Genomic DNA, 16970 nt, shown 5'->3' on the forward strand with positions numbered 1-16970 from the left:
GCCAAGGGTCATCTGGATTCGGCTCTTCGTCACGCCTGTCAGTGGCAGCCCATATGGTCGAGTCGGAATCGGCTATTGAGTATCCGAACGAGGGAGGGGTGCACCGTGGCAGCCGCCAGTGCTTCGGTGGAGGGGGAGTCCGGCTGGGACGGGGCGGAGAGTCTCGTGTCCCAGGTCGTGCTCGAGCAGTCGGCTCGCTGCCTGCGGGCGTACGTGGAGAATCCGAGCCTCATCGAAGAGCACTCGAACATCGAACGCTCGACGACTCAGGGCGGGTATGGACATCGGCAGCTCTACGAAATGGTGCAGAACGGGGCTGATGAACTTCAGAACGAACCCGGGGGTGGTATCCAGGTCGTGCTCGGCCAGGGCGCTCTGTACTGTGCCAACCTTGGGACAGCTGTCACCGCCGAAGGGGTGGAGACAATCCTGGCCTCGCATCTGTCGAGGAAACGGGGTACGGAGATCGGCCGTTTCGGCCTCGGCTTCAAGTCCGTCCTGAGTGTCTCCGCCACCCCGCAGTTCTTCAGCCGTAGCGGTTCGTTCGGCTGGGACACGGACCGGGCGAGCGACGCCATCCGCCAGCGGGTTCCGGGTGACGGGCCGACGCCTGTCTTGCGTCTCGCCCATCTTCTGGACCCCGTCGCAGAGCAGCGGCGGGATCCCGTCTTGGCGGAGTTGATGCGCTGGGCGACGACCGTGATCAAGTTGCCTCTCAAGCCAGGTCACGCGGATCGCTTGGCCAGGGACCTCGTAGAGTTTCCCGCGAAGTTCGCGATTTTCTCCCCGCATGTCGGCGAACTGATCCTCGAAGATCGACGGGATCCGGACAGCGTCGTTCGCCGCGAGATCTACGTCAAGGAGCAGGGCGCGACACGAACGCTCTTCACCGACGAAGACGGTCATCATCAGACGTCCGAGTGGATGGTCTTCGAGACCCTTCACGTCCCCACCGCGCGTGCTAAACGCGATGCCGGCGAGTATCACGATCGCTCTCGGATCCCACTCGCCTGGGCGGTCCCCACTAGCGGTCAGCAGGGAACGGGCGAGTTCTGGGCCTTCTTTCCGACGACGTACGAAACGACGCTGCGAGGAGTTCTCAACGCGCCGTGGAAGACCAACGAAGACCGTCAGAACCTTCTGAAGAACAACTCCTTCAACGAGGAACTCATGGAGGTCGCGGCATCCCTGGTCGTTGGCGCTCTCCCCGCCATATCGACACCGCAGGACCCGGCGCGTCACCTCACGCTGATCACGGCTCGTGGCCGAGAGGCGCGCAACTGGGCCGACGACATGCTGACCACGTTGGTCTACAAGGCAGCTGCCACCCGGCCGTCATTGCCCGATCAGACGGGCGCCCTGCGCAAGCCTGCCGAACTCAAACTGCACCCGGAGCGCCTGGACAAGAAGTGGCTCCGTCAGTGGGCCGAGTATCCGGGACGCCCTGCGGACTGGTGTCACCACTCGGTCGAGGAGACCACTCGGCGCTCGCGGGCGGAGATGATCCTCGAGCGGGCCGGGCGGGGGCCGACGACCGTCCGAGCCTGGCTTGAGGCGTTGGTCGGTGACGGCACTGCAGCGGCATCCACCGTGGCCTTGTCCATCGTGGCCGACATGGTGCAGCGCCAGAGCGTCCATTCCGAGGAGGCATGCCGGGCACGCATCCTACGGACCGAATCTGGCGAGTTCGTGGCGCCGATCGCAGACACCGTCTTTCGCCGGACGCCGTTGGACCTCTCTTCCGGAGATCTACGGTTCGTGGATGCCGACCTGGAAGCGAACCAGGACGCCGACTGGGCTCTGACAGTCCTCGGGATCCGCGAAGCTGACGCTCTCGGTCGATTCGCCGCGTTGACCAAACAGGGCTTCGGCGGTTACCGAGACGAGGACTGGGAGAGGTTCTGGCTGCTGGCGCGGGCTCCCGGCGCCGATCGAGTCGAGCAGCTGCTTGCGGAGCAGAGGGTGAATACCCACGTCCTCAAAGTGAGGGTTCGATCCGGTGGATTCCGGCTGCTCCGCTCCTGCCTGCTGCCCGGTGACGTCGTGTCATCGGGGGGTTCGGAAGACCGTGACGTCGCCGTCGACCTCGACTTCCACCAGGCCGACATCGGGTTGCTCGGCCTGCTCGGGGCGACCGATGGCCCGAAGGCCGCAGTGGATCCCAATCGTGAGCCCTGGTATGCCGAATACCGAGCGAAGATGATCGAGGCGTACTACAAACAGCTTCCTCCGGGCGTCAGCACGCCTCGCGAGCAGAGCATCGTCGTGGCCGGCCCCCAGCCGCCGGGGCCTTTGGAGCTCTTGACCCGACTCAGCCCGGGTGCCCAGGCGCGATTCCTCAAGTCCATTCCCTCCGCAGGGATGGTGGCGTCCTGGACCGTGCACGCCAGGACACGTCCTGGTGACCGTCAGCTCAGCATCGAGTCCCCGTTGGTGTGGATGGCCAAGCGACATGGAAGGCTGCCCACCTCCCAAGGCGTGCGCTCGGTGACCGAGTGTGTAAGCCCCGCCCTTTCACAGTACCGAAACCTGCTTCCTGTCGCGGAGGTGGATGCCGGACTCGCCGCCGTGCTGTGCCTTCCCGGGGAGCTGGAGGAGATCAGCGGAGAGCTGTGGATGAGCATCCTCGACGATGTACTGCACAGCGAGGACGATACGAGAGTCGGGGGACTGTACGCGTTGGGGCAGACGGTTCTGTCGGCCCCTGCGAAGATCAGGTGCCGCACGCGCCGAGGATGGACCCATCGTCCTGCGGGCGACGTCGCTGCCGCGGCCGATCGTGAGCAGTACCAGCGATTGTTCGACCACGACGTCCCTGCGGTACTCGCTCCGAGTGAAGAGGCTGCGGCTCGGCTGGTGGAGGGTTGGGGGCTGAACGCCTTCGTCGACGCGCTCATCACGGAGCTTCGGGCCGTCCCCACTGGTATGCCGACTCCTTTGGAGGATGTCTTTCCTCAACTCCGCTTCCTGCCAGGGCGGCCGATGCAAGGGCTTGAGCTCGTGCGTTGCACCGAGCTGGATGAGTTGATCTCCACCCCGGCCGGGCAATCCGTGCAGTCTTTGGACATCGGTCGGGACGGTACGGCCGTCTACTGGCGGGAGATCGACGACGACCTCGCTCTGGTGCGGCAGCTGAGCAGGTTGCTGGGTCTGGGGCTGAGCGAAGAACGCTGCCGGCAGGTGCTCAAGCATCGCGAGGAGATCCGCAAGAGCGGACGAGTCGTCACCGTTCGGAACCAGAAGGATGACGCGGACCGACTCAAGGTCATGCTGCCCGCCGAAACGTTGAGGGAACGACTCCCACAAGGGCTCGTCGAACATGTGGAGAAGACCGAGGGAAAGGCCGACGACCGCACGATCGCCGAGTTGGCGATCTCGGTCCACGGTCCGGGCACGCTCAGTGAGTACCGTTTGGAGCTCGAGGCAGCCGGATTCGCCCTCCCCACTCAGATGGCAGGCGGCCATCAGGCCCGGACCTTCGTCTCCGATCTCGGCTTCGCGTCCGAGTTCGCAGGCTTCGGCACACCGGCACTGGAACCGGTTCTCACAGTTGAGGGGCTAGTCGACCTCCCACCTCTTCACGACTACCAGGCGGAGATGGTCGGTCGCATGCGCGATGTCCTGGCCAGCTCTCCTCCGCAGCGCGGCATGCTGAGTCTGCCCACCGGGGCCGGTAAGACTCGAGTGGCGGTGGAGGCGCTGACGGAGACCCTTCGTAATCTCCCCTCCGATCGGGAGTCCACCCCGGTGTTGTGGATCGCTCAAAGCGAGGAGCTCTGCGAACAAGCCGTTCAGAGCTGGCACTTCGTATGGAAGGCCACTGGTCCTGCCAAGCGCCTCACCATCAGTCGACTCTGGAATCGCAACGAGGCAGATCCGGTGACCGAAGGATTCCACCTCGTCGTCGCCACCGACGCCAAGCTCGAAAGGGTTATCGAGACCGAGGACTACGCCTGGCTGCGTGAGGCTCGGGCCGTCGTGGTCGACGAGGCGCACACCTCGCTCAGCCCCCGGTATACGCGGGTACTCGCGGCCCTGGGACTGACACCGCACCGAACCCGCTGCCCGTTCATAGGGCTCACCGCCACTCCCTTCCGCGGCAACAGCACGGAGGAGACGGACCGCTTGGTGGGTCGCTACGGACACAACCGGCTCGACCACTCCGCCGACGGCACGGAGATCCTGGGCGACGACCCCTATCTCACTCTTCAGAACCTCGAGGTTCTGGCGTGGGTCAGGCACCAGCAGCTCGAGGGCGCTCGTATGGAACTCGACGCTTCAGAGCGGGAGAATTTCGAGCAGCTTCGGCGGCTCCCCAGCAGCGTCGAGGAACGCCTCGGTCAAGACCAGAAGCGCAACCAGACGCTACTTGACACCATCACCGATCTGCCTGCCGACTGGCCTGTGTTGCTCTTCGCGACTTCGGTGAACCATGCCAAGTTGATGGCGGCCCTGCTCGTGCGCAGAGGTGTCCGGGCCGCCGCGGTCTCCGGTGGCACGGACATCGGTGTGCGACGTCACGTGATCGACCAGTTCCGCAAGGGACAGATCCAGGTGCTCGCCAACTACGGAGTCCTGTCACAGGGGTTCGATGCTCCGGCGACCCGGGCCGTCATCGTCGCCCGCCCCACGTACAGCCCGAACGTCTACCAGCAGATGATCGGCCGGGGCTTGCGTGGTGAGGCGAACGGCGGCAAAAAGGAGTGCCTCATCGTCAACGTGGCGGACAATATCGACAAGTATGGCGAGGAGCTGGCCTTTCGCCGTTTCGAGTATCTATGGAAGACGCAGTGACCGATACCGGCGAAACTGCCGAAGTGATTCTTTCCGACGAGCAGAAGCACGTGGTCGAGCTGGGCCTGGACGCCCGCACGCTGGTCACCGCCGGCGCAGGGACGGGCAAGACCCTATGCCTCGTCCGCCGCTTGGCCTTCCTCGTCGAGGAGGAAGACGTAAGCGCCGCGGACATTCTCGTCCTCAGCTACTCGCGTGCAGCAGTGCGGGAGGTCCATGAACGTCTTTCCCGAGTGGGCGATGGCAGTCGATATGTCGACGTTCACACCTTCGACTCGTACGCCACATGGATCCTCTCCGAGGCTGATCCCGACGGCTCTTGGCGGACAGCCGGGTACGACGGGCGGATCCGCGCGGCCACTCGCCTCCTTCGTAGTGACGAGAACGCAGCCGGCTTGATCGAAGACCTGGAGCACATCGTCGTCGACGAGGTTCAGGACCTGGTCGGCGAACGCGCTGAATTCGTCAAAGCGCTTCTGGAACTTGGACGAGGCGGTTTCACCCTGCTCGGTGACCCCGCGCAGGGTATCTACGGGTTTCTGCTGGAAGATCCCGTGGAGCGGATCCAAGGCGCAGCCGCGTTATACGGCTGGGTCCGAGACCGGTTCGGCGAGAACCTGATCGAAGCGGCTCTGTCGCGCAACCGGCGTGTTCGAGACGACAGAGCCGAGGTCGCCCGCCCCTACGGCGTCGCCCTCGGTCGCACGGACGCCGACTTCGCGGCCGTGCATCGGGGCTTGCGTACGTGCCTGCTGGCCCCAGACTGCCATTTGGGCGCACTCGACGACGCGCTGCCCGTCATCGCGGATCTCGCCGCCGCGCCCACCGCCATTCTGTGCCGGACCAACGGTGAGGCACTCCGTCTCTCCGTGCATCTGTATGAGCACGGTGTCGGACATCGGCTCCAGAGGCCGGGGCTGGACCGCGTCGTGCCCGCCTGGGTGGCAGGCTTGTTCACCGCCTTCGACATCGCCAGGCCGTCCAAAGAGGCGGTCGTGAGCTACCTGGAATCTGCGCTCAAGGGGGAGACGACAGAACCACAACAGGCATGGCTCCTGGTCAAACGCATGGACGGGAACCGCAACAACCGTCATTCCCTGGATCTCGGTGCGGTGGCTTCGCGGATCGCCCAGCGTCGAATCCCCGACGAGCTCGTCTCGCAGGGGCTGGCCACCCTCGTCGTCTCCACCATCCATCGCGCCAAGGGGCTGGAGTTCGACAACGTCATCGTCATCGACCCCGGCGAAGCGCCCGGCGACCCGGTGCAGCTGGCGGAGGAGACGCGCCTGCTCTACGTGGCGATGTCTCGTCCGCGGGACCTGCTGCTGCGGCTTACATTGCCCCTGGAACTGACGAAGGGGTTGCGCAAGAACCCGGGGATCGACCGATGGGTCAAACGCCATCCCGGGTCGCAACGGCAGTTTCGCAGCCGCCGCTACGGGATGGAGATCACCGGTGATGACGTGCACGCCGAAGATCCTGCAGGTGCTGTCGGTTTCGCCGAGTCCCCGCGCACTGTCCAGGGGTATCTCGCCTCCGCAGTGGCGCCGGCTGCTGCCGTCACTCTGACCCGGATGGACGCCCCATACGGCACTGGACACCCCGGATATGTGGTGGAACACGAAGGCGTCGCTGTCGGGGTCACCTCGGAGTCGTTCGCTCGGGCGCTGCGCAGTGAGGTCGGCGGGAATCATGAATGGCCCGAGCGCATTGAGGACTTGCGAGTCGACTGCGTCGAGACGGTCGTCGGCAGCGAAGCGGCGTCGCTGAACAACGAATTGGGGCCTTTCGGCGTATGGCTTCGCCCTAGGCTGGTGGGAATGGGCAGGTTCGTCTGGCCCAAGAAGGGACAGTCGGCATGAACCCCGAGCAGCACTACGTCTTTCGCGACGAACTGGTCGGTCGGTTGCAACAGGACCTGATCGGGCCTGCTGATCCTTCATCGACGGAAGAGATCCACGACCGACCGATCACGAAATACGCAGCGGGCATCCTCTTTCCGCAGAACACGGCTTCGGTCGAGGAGTCATCCGCCCTTGATGAGGACGTGGAGGGCAGGCGCCCCACGTTCGATGCAGTGCCCGATCCGGCGGTGGCGATGGCGAACGTCCGTTATCCGTCGTCCATGGGCATGACGTTCTCTGTGGACACCAGGACCAGCTCGACGATCCACCTCACGGCGACAGCCGCACGCTACGTCGCCGAAGAGACCTCCGACGTGCGTACCCGTCGCACGACTGGCGGAGGGAGGGAACTATGGCGACGTGTTCCCGTGCCCATTCCGCTTGAGACAGTCGACGTCTCCCAACCTCGACCAGAAGAGCGGCTGCGCCTTGCTGACGGGCTGGAGCTGTTCCTGCGTGTCCGTCCCCGTGACTCCCACGGCATCGCTTCCGTCACCGTCATCCTCATAAACTCGAACACCTCCCGAGGCGGGAGTCGGGATGAGGCATCCTTCTTCCAGTCCAGGCTGACCGTCGTCGGGACGGACGGTACCGCCCCCTTCGTGGAGCGAGTGGCACCCGGCAGCGTGGACGGCGACGAGGAGCTCGCCTCGTATCGACTGCTCTACCGCCACAAGCCTGCATTCGCCACCGGCCACGGTTGTGCGGTCGAATGGGACGGCACCGTCGGCGGCACGGGGCCGGACGACGAGGTTCGAGCTCATCGCATCGGGACGACCTTCGCCCCCACCTACGAGCTATGGCTGTCTGATTCGAATCCCGACATCAACACTGCGAAACTTGGAATGCTGCACCTGGCTACCACCCCTCCAAGCCAGGTGATCGCCTCGCTTCGCGCTCTCGTAGAGGGTTATCGCGACTGGGTCGCTGACCAGCGGAAGGAGGCGACGACCCTGGCGGCCGGGGGGCTCCAAGCCACCGCTGAACAGCACCTGTCCCTCTGCGACGACGTCTGTGCCCGCATGAGTAGAGGCATCGAGACACTCCACGATCCCGTGATCATGGAGGCGTTCCAGCTGGCAAACCAAGCCATGTCGATGCAGCGGGCCCGTACCGAGTGGTTGAGGAATCCGCCGAACGAGCGATCGGCCTGCCCCGACGAGCAGGTTGGAGTCTGGCGCCCATTCCAGATCGCCTTCGTCCTCCTGGCGATGACCGGAATCGCGGACAAGTCCTCGCCTGAGCGAGAGCTCGCCGACGTTCTATGGTTTCCCACCGGTGGCGGCAAGACCGAGGCGTATCTGGGACTGATCGCGTTCGCGGTCTTTCTACGTCGATTGCGGAGTCGGAGTGATGACGGTGGCGGCGTCACCGTTCTGATGCGCTACACGCTGCGCCTCCTCACCTCACAGCAGTTCGAACGTGCGGCTCTGCTCATTTGTTGTATGGAAGATCTGCGTCGTCGGGATCAGGACCGCCGCGGCAGCAGTGAGATCTCCATCGGTATGTGGGTGGGCCAGGCTTCCACCCCGAACAAGTTGGAAGATGCCCGGAAATCCCTGCGGAAGCACGCCAGGAAGGAGGATCTCACCGAGAAGGACCCGGTACAGATTCGTACTTGCCCGTGGTGTGGCAGAGCTATGGACCACCGCAACTACAAGGTCGGCAAGGAGCGTTTGACCGTAGCCTGTGGCAGTTCCGAATGCACCTTCGGTGAGGGGCTTCCGGTGCACCTGGTCGACGAGACCATCTATGCCGAGCGTCCCACCCTGGTCATCGCGACTGCGGACAAGTTCGCGAGCATCCCGTGGCGGCCGAACGTTGGCGAGCTTTTCAATCTGGGCCACCCCGAGCCCGCTCCCGAACTCGTAATCCAGGATGAACTGCACCTGATCTCCGGCCCGTTGGGAACTCTTGCCGGTCTGTACGAGAGCGCCGTAGATCTCGCTGCGGAGCGCCCGAAGATCGTCGCGTCGACCGCGACCATTCGCCGGGCCGGTACCCAGGGGCGAGCGCTCTTCGACCGCACCATCAAGCAGTTTCCGCCGCCTGGCCTGGACGCGCGGGACTCGTACTTCGCGGTCGAGACTCCGCCCGCGGACAAGTCCAGCCGGACATACATGGGGCTGATGGCTCCGGCCACCAGCCAGACGAGCCTTCTCGTGCGTGTATATGCCGCCTTGCTGCACCACGCCAAATCGATCGAGGGCGCCGACGAGGTCCGTGACGCCTACTGGACCCTGCTCGGATATTTCAACAGTCTTCGCCTGTTGGCCGGTGCCAGACTCCAGGTGCACGACGACGTCGAAGACCGTCTCCGACTGCTCGCCAAGACTCTCGGCTCCGAGAAACGTCAGATTCTCCAGGACATCGAGCTGACCAGCCGTGAGCCGTCGAGCGCCATCCCACACCGTCTGCAAGAAATGGCCTGGTCGCTCCCCAACGCGATCGATGTCATCCTCGCCACCAACATGGTCTCTGTGGGAGTGGACATCGACCGACTCGGGCTCATGGTCGTCATGGGGCAACCTCAAGCGACGTCGGAGTACATCCAGGCCACCAGCCGGGTCGGCAGGAAGTGGCCGGGGTTGGTGGTGACGCTCTTCAACGGGGCGCGTTCCCGTGACCGGTCTCACTACGAGAACTTCACCGCCTACCACTCCGCGTTGTACCGGCAAGTCGAGGCCACCAGCGTGACCCCGTTCTCGGCCAGGGCGCGCGACCGCGGATTGCACGCCGTGGTCGTAGGGCTGGCGCGCCTTCTGGTTCCCGCTGCGCGCCCCAATGACGCCGCAGCCCACATCGAGTCGTTCGAGCCTCGACTGCGCACGGAGTGCGAGAAGGTGTTGGGCAGGGTGAAGGCCATCGCGGGCGAGAACGAGTACAAAGCAGCCCGTCGGCAGATCGATGAGATCATCGCCGACTGGGTCGTGCGAGCCGCTACGGAACCGGAACTGGTGTACTCCGATCCGCGTAATCCCGGGCGGGCTCTGCTCATCGATGCAGGGCGCCATGACGAGACCGACGACGAGATCGCCGACACCCTGCCGACCCTGTGGAGTCTGCGCGATGTCGATGTGGAGACGAAGTTCTACCTCGCGAGGGACATCTGATGACGGGTAAGGCCCTGGGCGGGGTACGTCGCGCTCAGATGATCACGACGTACGGAGTCGGTTCCCTTGTCGCCGTCGGTAGTCAGTCGTTCATGGTCGCCGGCATCGATCACTGGCCCGACCGGGCGGAGGCCGACAACGTGTTCATTCACGAGCCGCGGCTCGAACGGGACCTGCGTGTCAACGGCTTCCGACTTCCACCGGCTTCTGAGAGCGAGCGTCGGGGCGACGTCCCTGTCGTGCGCTTCCCTGTGTGGCACTCCTGCCCGGAGTCGGGCGTACTCGCGGAGTTCTGGCGTTGGGGCAACACCACAGGAGCTCCCACATGCAAGGAACACGATGATCGTGAACTGGTCCCGTCACGATTCGTCATGGCCTGCGGCAAGGGGCATATCGACGAGTTTCCGTACTACCGCTGGGTACACGCGGGCTCGCCCCCTGCTGGTCGTTGTGGGCAGATGAGGATCGAAGCGTCGGGCCGCAGCGCGGCCCTACGCGACATCGAAATCTCGTGTGCCTGCGGCAAGAAGGTGACTATGGAAGGCGCCCTGGGCGGCTCTGCGCTGAGGGGTGTCGCGACCTGCACGGGTCGTATGCCGTGGTTGGGGAAGGACGTCAGGGAATCAGACTGCGACGAGCAGCCGCGCGCCATGCAGCGTGGCGCTTCAGGAGTCTGGTTCTCCGATGTGGCCTCGGCGATCGACATCCCTCCGTGGTCACAGGGCGTGCAGAAGCTGATTGCCCGCCATTGGCAGGCTCTCGGCAAGGCGCGCCACCTGCGGGACCTGATCGAGGACATGGGGCTCAGCGCCAAGACGGGACACAGCATCGACGATCTCGTCCGAGCGGTCGAAAAGCGAAGGCGCACTGAGGAGGGTCTGGACCAGGATTCCGCGTTCGACCGTAAGCTCGAGGAGTACGAAGCCCTCACCAGGACGACTCGGGAAGACGGTCGGAACCAGTCCTTCGTCTGCGTCCCGGGGCCGGAGGGCTCGTTGGCTCCAGATCTGGCGCTGGGGCAGGTGATGCGCGTCGAGCGCCTGCGCGAGGTTCGAGTACTCCAGGCGTTCACCAGGGTCTCGGCGCCCAGCCCGGCCGACCGGGCCAAGCGCGGCGCGCCGCTCTACAACGCGGAGAGTCGCCCCGACTGGCTACCCGCCATCGAGGTCATCGGCGAAGGCGTTTTTCTCACCATCGACCAGCTACGCCTTGTCGAGTGGGAGCAGCGGGACGTGGTTCGAGCACGCGCCGCTGTCATCGACGCCGCGTACCGCGACCTGTTCGCGCCGACGGTCGGCGAGGCGGACCGCGAGATCACTCCTCGGTTCGTTCTGCTCCACACCCTCGCCCACGCGATCATCAACGAATGGAGTCTCGACTGCGGCTATCCCGCCGCGGCGCTCCGGGAGCGGCTCTACGCGGCCGACTCGATGGCCGGGATGCTGCTCTACACCGCGACAAGCGACTCCGCCGGGAGTCTGGGCGGCATCGTCGCCCAGACGGAACCCGATCGCCTGTTCTCGTCGATCAGGCGCGCACTCGAACGTGCCGCCTGGTGCTCAGCCGATCCGCTGTGCATCGAGGCCACTGCCAGTGGCGTCGACAGCCTGAACCTCGCTGCGTGTCACGCGTGTGTGCTCCTCCCGGAGACGAGTTGTGAGGAGTACAACACTCTGCTTGATCGCGGACTGCTCATCGGCACGCCGGACACCCCGGATCTGGGGTTCTTCAAGATCAGCTGATGCCGCTGGGTCTCTGATCGTGCTCGGCGAGGCGCCTCGCCGAGCACGATCCACGGGTCTTTTGAGGAAGGCTCCGTGCCTGCCGGGTGATGAGGCCGAGCCTCCTGGGAGTGACGCGCCACCGGCGATGCGGGAGGTCACTGGGTGGGAAAACACCAGGCGAACCCACGTTTGTCACAAGCACCGTCTAATCTATCCAGCATGTCCCGACCCATCACCTTGATCGACCTGTTCGCCGGCTGTGGCGGAATGACGGCTGGCTTCGTCGCCGCCAAGGGCTACAAGCCCGTGATGGCGGTCGAGTGGGAGCTGGCCGCCGCCGCGACGTACGCGGCGAACTTCGGAGAGTCCCATATGCGCTGGGGCGACATCGCGGAGGTGGCGGACGAGGACATCCCGGAAGCTGACGTGATCATCGGCGGGCCGCCGTGTCAGGGCTTCTCCAATCTTGGCGCGCGCGATGTGAACGACCCCCGCAACAAGCTGTGGAAGGAATACATCCGGTTCGTTCAGCATGCGCACCCGAAGGTGTTCGTGATCGAGAACGTCGACAGGTTCCGTAGCTCGCCGGACTTCGCCCTCCTCAAGGAAGAGGTCAAGCCCGGGGGACTTCTGGAGGAGTACGAACTCACCGACGAGCTGTTGCTGGCGGCTGACTACGGCGCCCCGCAGCGCCGGAAGCGCACCATCATCATCGGTTCGCGCATCGGAAAGATTCCCATGCCGGAGCCGGGCTTCGAGCCGACCGGGCTCCTGGGGAAGCAGCGGTGGCGGACGGTGCGCGATGCCATCGATGGGCTGCCGGAGAAGCCCGAGACCACCGAATTGCCGAAGGCGACCGAGACCTACTTCGGGAAGAGCGTCCCGGGGCCCTTCAAGAGCACCGATCTACACATCGGGCGGAACCCCACAGCTCGGTCGCTGGAGCGCTACGATCACATCCCGCCCGGCGGCGGCCGCTTCAATCTCCCTGACCATCTGCTTTCACGCTGCTGGCGTGAGAAGAAGACGGGGACGACGGACGTGATGGGACGAATGCGTTGGGATCACCCCTCGCTGACCATCCGTACCGAGTTCTACAAGCCCGAGAAGGGGCAGTATCTTCACCCTCAGTGGGATGCCGATCACTCCGGGAAGCGAGTGAATCGTCCGATCACGCACCGTGAGGCGGCGCGCTTGCAGACGTTCCCCGACGGGTTCGTCTGGTGCGGGACGAAGATCGAGATCGCGCGGCAGATCGGTAACGCGGTGCCGCCGGTTCTGGCACAAGCGATCGCCGAGCACCTCAAGCCCTACCTGATGAAGTCGGTCCCTTCACCCCGTGCTGCGGAGCGGACATCCCGAACCGTCCGCTGAGTCAGAGGCGGGTGCTGTCGGACTGCGCGACCCCGCTCGGTGGAGCGAACAGTCCGGCAGCGGTGGGATCCGGCGGCGAGCGATCAGGAACTCACGGTGCTGCTCAGCATCCGCTCGGCGACAGCCTCGATCGCCGACAGGCTCGGCAGGTGCACTTTGCCGAACTCGTGAGAGGTGGGCAGATTCACGGACTCGAAGGCGAAGGGGCGAAGCGCACCGCCCAGAATCCGCTGGGCCTGCTTTTTCCGTCCCGCGGCGCCGTTGCGGTACTCGTCGTTGCCGATGTAGAGCACGAGAACCGTCGATCCGTACCAGGCGTCGACCCGGAAGAGCGCGTCTGCGAGTGGATGCGTGCAGGCGTCCACGCCGGTCGCTCGCAGATTCGCCAGTACGTGCAGCTCGCGTAGGAACGAGTAGTAGGCGTTTCCTAAACGCCACTGGATCGCGCTCTCGACGGCGTCTCGCCCTCCTCTGTGAGGCGCCAACTCATCGATGAGTCTCGCCTGTTCGTCGCCGAGCATCGCTCGGCCGATCGGATCCCGATTGATGAAGAGGACGAACTCGATCCACGTCGGCACGCGGCCGAGGGATTCGACGACGTGGTGGAACACATGACTGAAGGCGAACGGAGGGTTCCAGTCGTTCACCTCGGGGATCCGTGTCCCCTCGCTCTTGCGAATGTCGCCCAAGGCATGCCCGCCCCTGATGCGTGACGTGTCCCGACACACCTCGTCGATGTCGCGGGGGGTCAGCCGGTAGATCACCTCGGTGCGATGGCTCAACACGTGAGGTACGACCCGGTCCCGGTACCTGGGATTCGAGGTCCACGATTCGTACTCCATGTCGGCTGCGGGCGTCGTGTTGAACAGCCTCAACACGTCTCCGGACGTAGTCTGCGTCGTCGGCCTCGTCACCTGGGCCAACTCCCTTCTAGTTCTTGTAGATGTGGAAGCGCCAAACTAGAGGCACGGTATCGATCGGCACTGACGATGGCATGCCAATTCCTCTTCTTCGAGGGCCTACGAGTCGACTACGGTAGGGCGATGATCAGCGCCTCGAACTCCTTCGATCGATTCGCGGAAGACGCTCCCGCTTCTCTCGATGCCGCCGCCGAGGAGGATCTCGACCTAGCGGCGGTCGCCGGGTGGTTTCAAGGTCAGCCACGAGTCGTCGAGCGATTCGGTGAGGCGCTGAGGCAGTCGATCGACGAGGTGCTCGATGGCCAGCGAACGGGCCGTTTCGATATAAACGAACTCGAAAAGACTGAAAAGACCTATTTGGGCACAAAGGTGGAGATCATCGTCCGGAGTGCGTTCGACCTCGGGCGGGGTGGCCCCATGGACTACCGAATCGCCGGTCATGACGTCGACGCGAAGTGGACCAGCGGTGCCACGTGGACCATTCCACGCGAAGCCATGGGGCATCTGTGTCTGCTGATGTCCGCTGACGACTATCGTTCAGCCTTCCAGGTCGGGCTCGTGCGCATCACAGACGAGGTGCTGACGCTGAAACCCAACGGAGACGGTAAACGGGCGATCTCCTCCGCGGGAAAGAGCGCGATCCGCTGGCTGATCCCCAAAGCCGAGGGGGCCCTGCCCGTCAACGTTCTGCTCGACATACCCGTCGCAGACAGGGAAGCGATCTTCCATGCTTCCGACGGATACCGCGGGAGCGGCAACGGAGGCCAGCTGCGAATCAACGAGCTGCTACGCCGTGCCCAAGGTCGGATCATCGATCGCAACACGGCGCTGACCGTCGCCAGTCAGGACGACGGGCCCAAGCGGGTACGGGACGCGCGCAAGCTCCTGCGTCCCGAGGGCATCGTCGTTCTCGGCCATCAGAACGACCATCCTCGGATCGCGCGTGAGCTCGGTCTTCCGGTGCCCGCGAAGGGGACGTGGGTGGCGGTCCGACTCGCCATCGAGCCGCCAGGCGGCCTTCGCCCAGGCGTCGACGTTCAAGGAACCAGATACGTCATCGCTCAGAACGGCGACGTGCCCGCTGCGCCCGACGAGTACTGATCGCGGGAGCCCTACAGCGTGGCGAGGTAGCCGACGAGTTCGTCGTAGTCCCGCAGCCGCCGTTGGTCGATCATCCGGTGAAACGTCTCGCGCTGCTTCCGGTACCGTCGCTCGGCGAGGACCTCGTCCACCGACGCGGTCAGCGCCGGAAGGTGCAGGTGGTAGACACAGTCGAGGTCTCCGAGTCCCATCCCCAGACGTCCCAACATGTAAGGGCGGGGTTCCATCGTGACGGCGGCGAAATGGGGCATCCGTCCCCGTCGCATGGCCGCCATCTTGGCCCCCTGCGTCCGGGGGTCCTGTAGCCGATCCGTTCGGAGCGACCACTTCAGGGAAAAGCCGGCAACGAGATGCGTCACCTCGGCGTCGCCATGGAGGTTAAGCGTGCGATGCGCCGCGACGTCGAGTCTGAGAGGCGATTCATCCCACAAGAGATCCACCAGGGAACGGCGCCGTATGTCCAGGTCGTGCATCGCGCCCTGCAGATCTTGAAGCAGTTCTCGCGTGTCGACCGACATGTCCGAGTCTGATGCGAGGCGCTGAAGGGCGTGATCCACTTCGAGGGAGGCATCATCCGCCGCCAGATCGCGAGCTGCCTTCAGATGTGCATACTGTTCGAAGTCTTCCAAGCTCTGTTCAGGTTCGATGGCCAAGTGAGGTGCAACGGACGCCAACTGTGCGGAGAGATCTGCGACCATGGCCTTCGCCCACACCTTGTCGACGTTCTTGACGGCTTCCTTCTCCAGAGGCACGCCGAGCTTCTCGAAGAACACACGCCCGAGCTCGACGGAGATCGGAGCGGAGGCGTCGCTTGTTGTGGGACGCCCGTCTCGAAATCCACAGAGATCGACCACGAATGGCGCTGGCATGTCCTGTCCCCTTGTCGTGGAGGCCGTCCGTCGGTGTCCGACGTTGTGAAATCGCCGGTCGAAGAACCGGTGGCTGCGTCCCATGGCGGTGCAGCCGGTTCAGTCGATGTCGCTGTTACATGTGCCCACGTTCCAGGAGGTTGCGCACGGCGTCCTCGGCGCGCCGGAGCACGATCTTGCCGTCGCCGTCGCTGAAGGCTACGAGGTCGCTTCCCGGCGACAACCCGGCCTCGGCCAGAAGGCCGAGGGGGAGTTCGACACGTCCGGAGTCGTCGATCGTGATCTCGGCGGGTTCGCGAATCATGGACAGATTCTGTCACTCATCGGCGGTTGCCTTCAGACGCCCCCTGTACAGGTCTCGTACGCGAGCAGCGGCCGCGGTCGGATCCTCGTGTTCCCAGATGCGCAGGACTGTCCATCCGGCTTCTTCAAGGAGCCGGTCGGTCTGTCGATCACGTTTGCGGTTCGTCTCGACCTTGGCCGACCAGTAGTCGGCGTTGGTCTTGGAGACCGTGTGATGGCTGGGACACCCGTGCCAGAAACAGCCATCGAGGAACACGGCCAATCGTGCTTTGGTGAACACTAGATCAGCGGTCCGTCTGACTGACGGGATCGGCCGGTAGGCGACTCGATAACGTAGGCCCAGGGCATGGACCGCGTGCCGCAGGGCGAGTTCGGGCTTGGTGTCGCGCCCTTTGTTGGACTGCATGCTCCGTCGGGTACCGGGAGTGGAAGCCCAAGACACCGGCGGAATTTCACGGTGGGTGTTGTCGGTCATGTGATCCCTCACACAGGAGTATGCCACTGCGACTGGTGATCGCAGTTGGCTGTCGAACTCCCTCTGCAGCTGGCGTCCCTGACGCCTCATGCGAAGCAAGTCGACTCTACCGGGCGGGCGCGAAGGCCATCGCCCGTGCCAGAGGCCGAGCCGCTCCCCTCAGGACGGGACGACGTCGCTGGGTTCCGCCGTACGAATCGGGGATCGCTGCACCTGCCGGCACGGCGGTCACCTGGGGTGCTCATTCCCTCTGGGCGACCTGGGGACCGGCCGTGTGCGCGATTGCTCCCCCCCCGGAGACGACCGGGTGCAGCAGCGGACATCACTGACCTGTACCGGGTTCATCAGGCCAATCGTCAAGAACGATCGCTTGATGACTCAATCGGGGAGAGC

The 16970-nt window shown here is 64.5% G+C and carries 10 protein-coding genes; 6 read left to right on the top strand and 4 right to left on the bottom strand.

All coding sequences use genetic code 11. The features are described 5' to 3' along the window. The first annotated feature begins 105 nt into the window (after nucleotides 1-105). The 5 genes from BG418_RS40750 to BG418_RS05000 all read left to right on the top strand — a co-directional run bounded on the left by BG418_RS40750 (nucleotide 106) and on the right by BG418_RS05000 (nucleotide 12909). Entirely contained in the window at nucleotides 106-4794 is a 4689-nt protein-coding gene (locus tag BG418_RS40750; RefSeq protein ID WP_188272446.1) for a DEAD/DEAH box helicase family protein, read from the top strand. Then, nucleotides 4791-6656, top strand: coding sequence for a UvrD-helicase domain-containing protein (locus tag BG418_RS04985; protein WP_188272447.1), 1866 nt, complete (start codon nucleotides 4791-4793; stop codon nucleotides 6654-6656). The genes BG418_RS40750 and BG418_RS04985 overlap by 4 nt, the downstream gene beginning before the upstream one ends. Then, nucleotides 6653-9811: a helicase-related protein gene (locus tag BG418_RS04990; protein ID WP_188272448.1), complete on the top strand. Its 3159-nt coding sequence runs from the start codon at nucleotides 6653-6655 to the stop codon at nucleotides 9809-9811. The genes BG418_RS04985 and BG418_RS04990 overlap by 4 nt, the downstream gene beginning before the upstream one ends. Continuing rightward, nucleotides 9811-11553, top strand: coding sequence for a DUF1998 domain-containing protein (drmB, locus tag BG418_RS04995; RefSeq protein ID WP_223184363.1), 1743 nt, complete (start codon nucleotides 9811-9813; stop codon nucleotides 11551-11553). The genes BG418_RS04990 and drmB overlap by 1 nt, the downstream gene beginning before the upstream one ends. 201 nt (nucleotides 11554-11754) lie before the next feature. Then, complete coding sequence (locus BG418_RS05000; RefSeq protein ID WP_188272450.1) at nucleotides 11755-12909, top strand: DNA cytosine methyltransferase; 1155 nt, start codon at nucleotides 11755-11757, stop codon at nucleotides 12907-12909. An 83-nt stretch (nucleotides 12910-12992) separates the two neighbouring features. Here the strand turns inward: BG418_RS05000 and BG418_RS05005 are convergent, their stop codons facing one another. Then, nucleotides 12993-13823: a hypothetical protein gene (locus BG418_RS05005; RefSeq protein ID WP_188272451.1), complete on the bottom strand. Its 831-nt coding sequence runs from the start codon at nucleotides 13821-13823 to the stop codon at nucleotides 12993-12995. A gap of 129 nt (nucleotides 13824-13952) precedes the next feature. Here BG418_RS05005 and BG418_RS05010 point away from each other — a divergent pair, with 129 nt between their 5' ends. Next, nucleotides 13953-14930 carry a NaeI family type II restriction endonuclease gene (locus BG418_RS05010; RefSeq protein ID WP_188272452.1) on the top strand — a complete coding sequence of 326 codons (978 nt, stop codon included), beginning with the start codon at nucleotides 13953-13955 and terminating at the stop codon, nucleotides 14928-14930. Nucleotides 14931-14941: 11 nt separating this feature from the next. Here BG418_RS05010 and BG418_RS05015 read toward each other — a convergent pair whose 3' ends face one another. The 3 genes from BG418_RS05015 to BG418_RS05025 form a co-directional block, all read right to left on the bottom strand. Further along, nucleotides 14942-15799 carry an NgoMIV family type II restriction endonuclease gene (locus BG418_RS05015; RefSeq protein ID WP_223184364.1) on the bottom strand — a complete coding sequence of 286 codons (858 nt, stop codon included), beginning with the start codon at nucleotides 15797-15799 and terminating at the stop codon, nucleotides 14942-14944. Between the two features lie 115 nt (nucleotides 15800-15914). Further along, on the bottom strand, nucleotides 15915-16103 hold the full coding sequence (locus BG418_RS05020; RefSeq protein WP_188272453.1) for an AbrB/MazE/SpoVT family DNA-binding domain-containing protein: 189 nt from the start codon (nucleotides 16101-16103) through the stop codon (nucleotides 15915-15917). A gap of 12 nt (nucleotides 16104-16115) precedes the next feature. After that, complete coding sequence (locus BG418_RS05025; RefSeq protein ID WP_223184365.1) at nucleotides 16116-16577, bottom strand: very short patch repair endonuclease; 462 nt, start codon at nucleotides 16575-16577, stop codon at nucleotides 16116-16118. Between the last annotated feature and the right edge of the window lie 393 nt (nucleotides 16578-16970).

Origin of the sequence: Streptomyces sp. CBMA152 (assembly GCF_014596475.1) — a bacterium.
GTDB lineage: Bacteria > Actinomycetota > Actinomycetes > Streptomycetales > Streptomycetaceae > Streptomyces.

Excerpts from the sequence above, each read along its gene's own strand:
- BG418_RS04990 (WP_188272448.1), top strand. The coding sequence starts at position 6,653 with ATGAACCCCGAGCAGCACTACGTCTTTCGCGACGAACTGGTCGGTCGG.
- drmB (WP_223184363.1), top strand. The coding sequence starts at position 9,811 with ATGACGGGTAAGGCCCTGGGCGGGGTACGTCGCGCTCAGATGATCACG.
- BG418_RS05000 (WP_188272450.1), top strand. The coding sequence starts at position 11,755 with ATGTCCCGACCCATCACCTTGATCGACCTGTTCGCCGGCTGTGGCGGA.
- BG418_RS05010 (WP_188272452.1), top strand. The coding sequence starts at position 13,953 with ATGATCAGCGCCTCGAACTCCTTCGATCGATTCGCGGAAGACGCTCCC.
- BG418_RS05015 (WP_223184364.1), bottom strand. The coding sequence starts at position 15,799 with ATGCCAGCGCCATTCGTGGTCGATCTCTGTGGATTTCGAGACGGGCGT.
- BG418_RS05020 (WP_188272453.1), bottom strand. The coding sequence starts at position 16,103 with ATGATTCGCGAACCCGCCGAGATCACGATCGACGACTCCGGACGTGTC.
- BG418_RS05025 (WP_223184365.1), bottom strand. The coding sequence starts at position 16,577 with ATGACCGACAACACCCACCGTGAAATTCCGCCGGTGTCTTGGGCTTCC.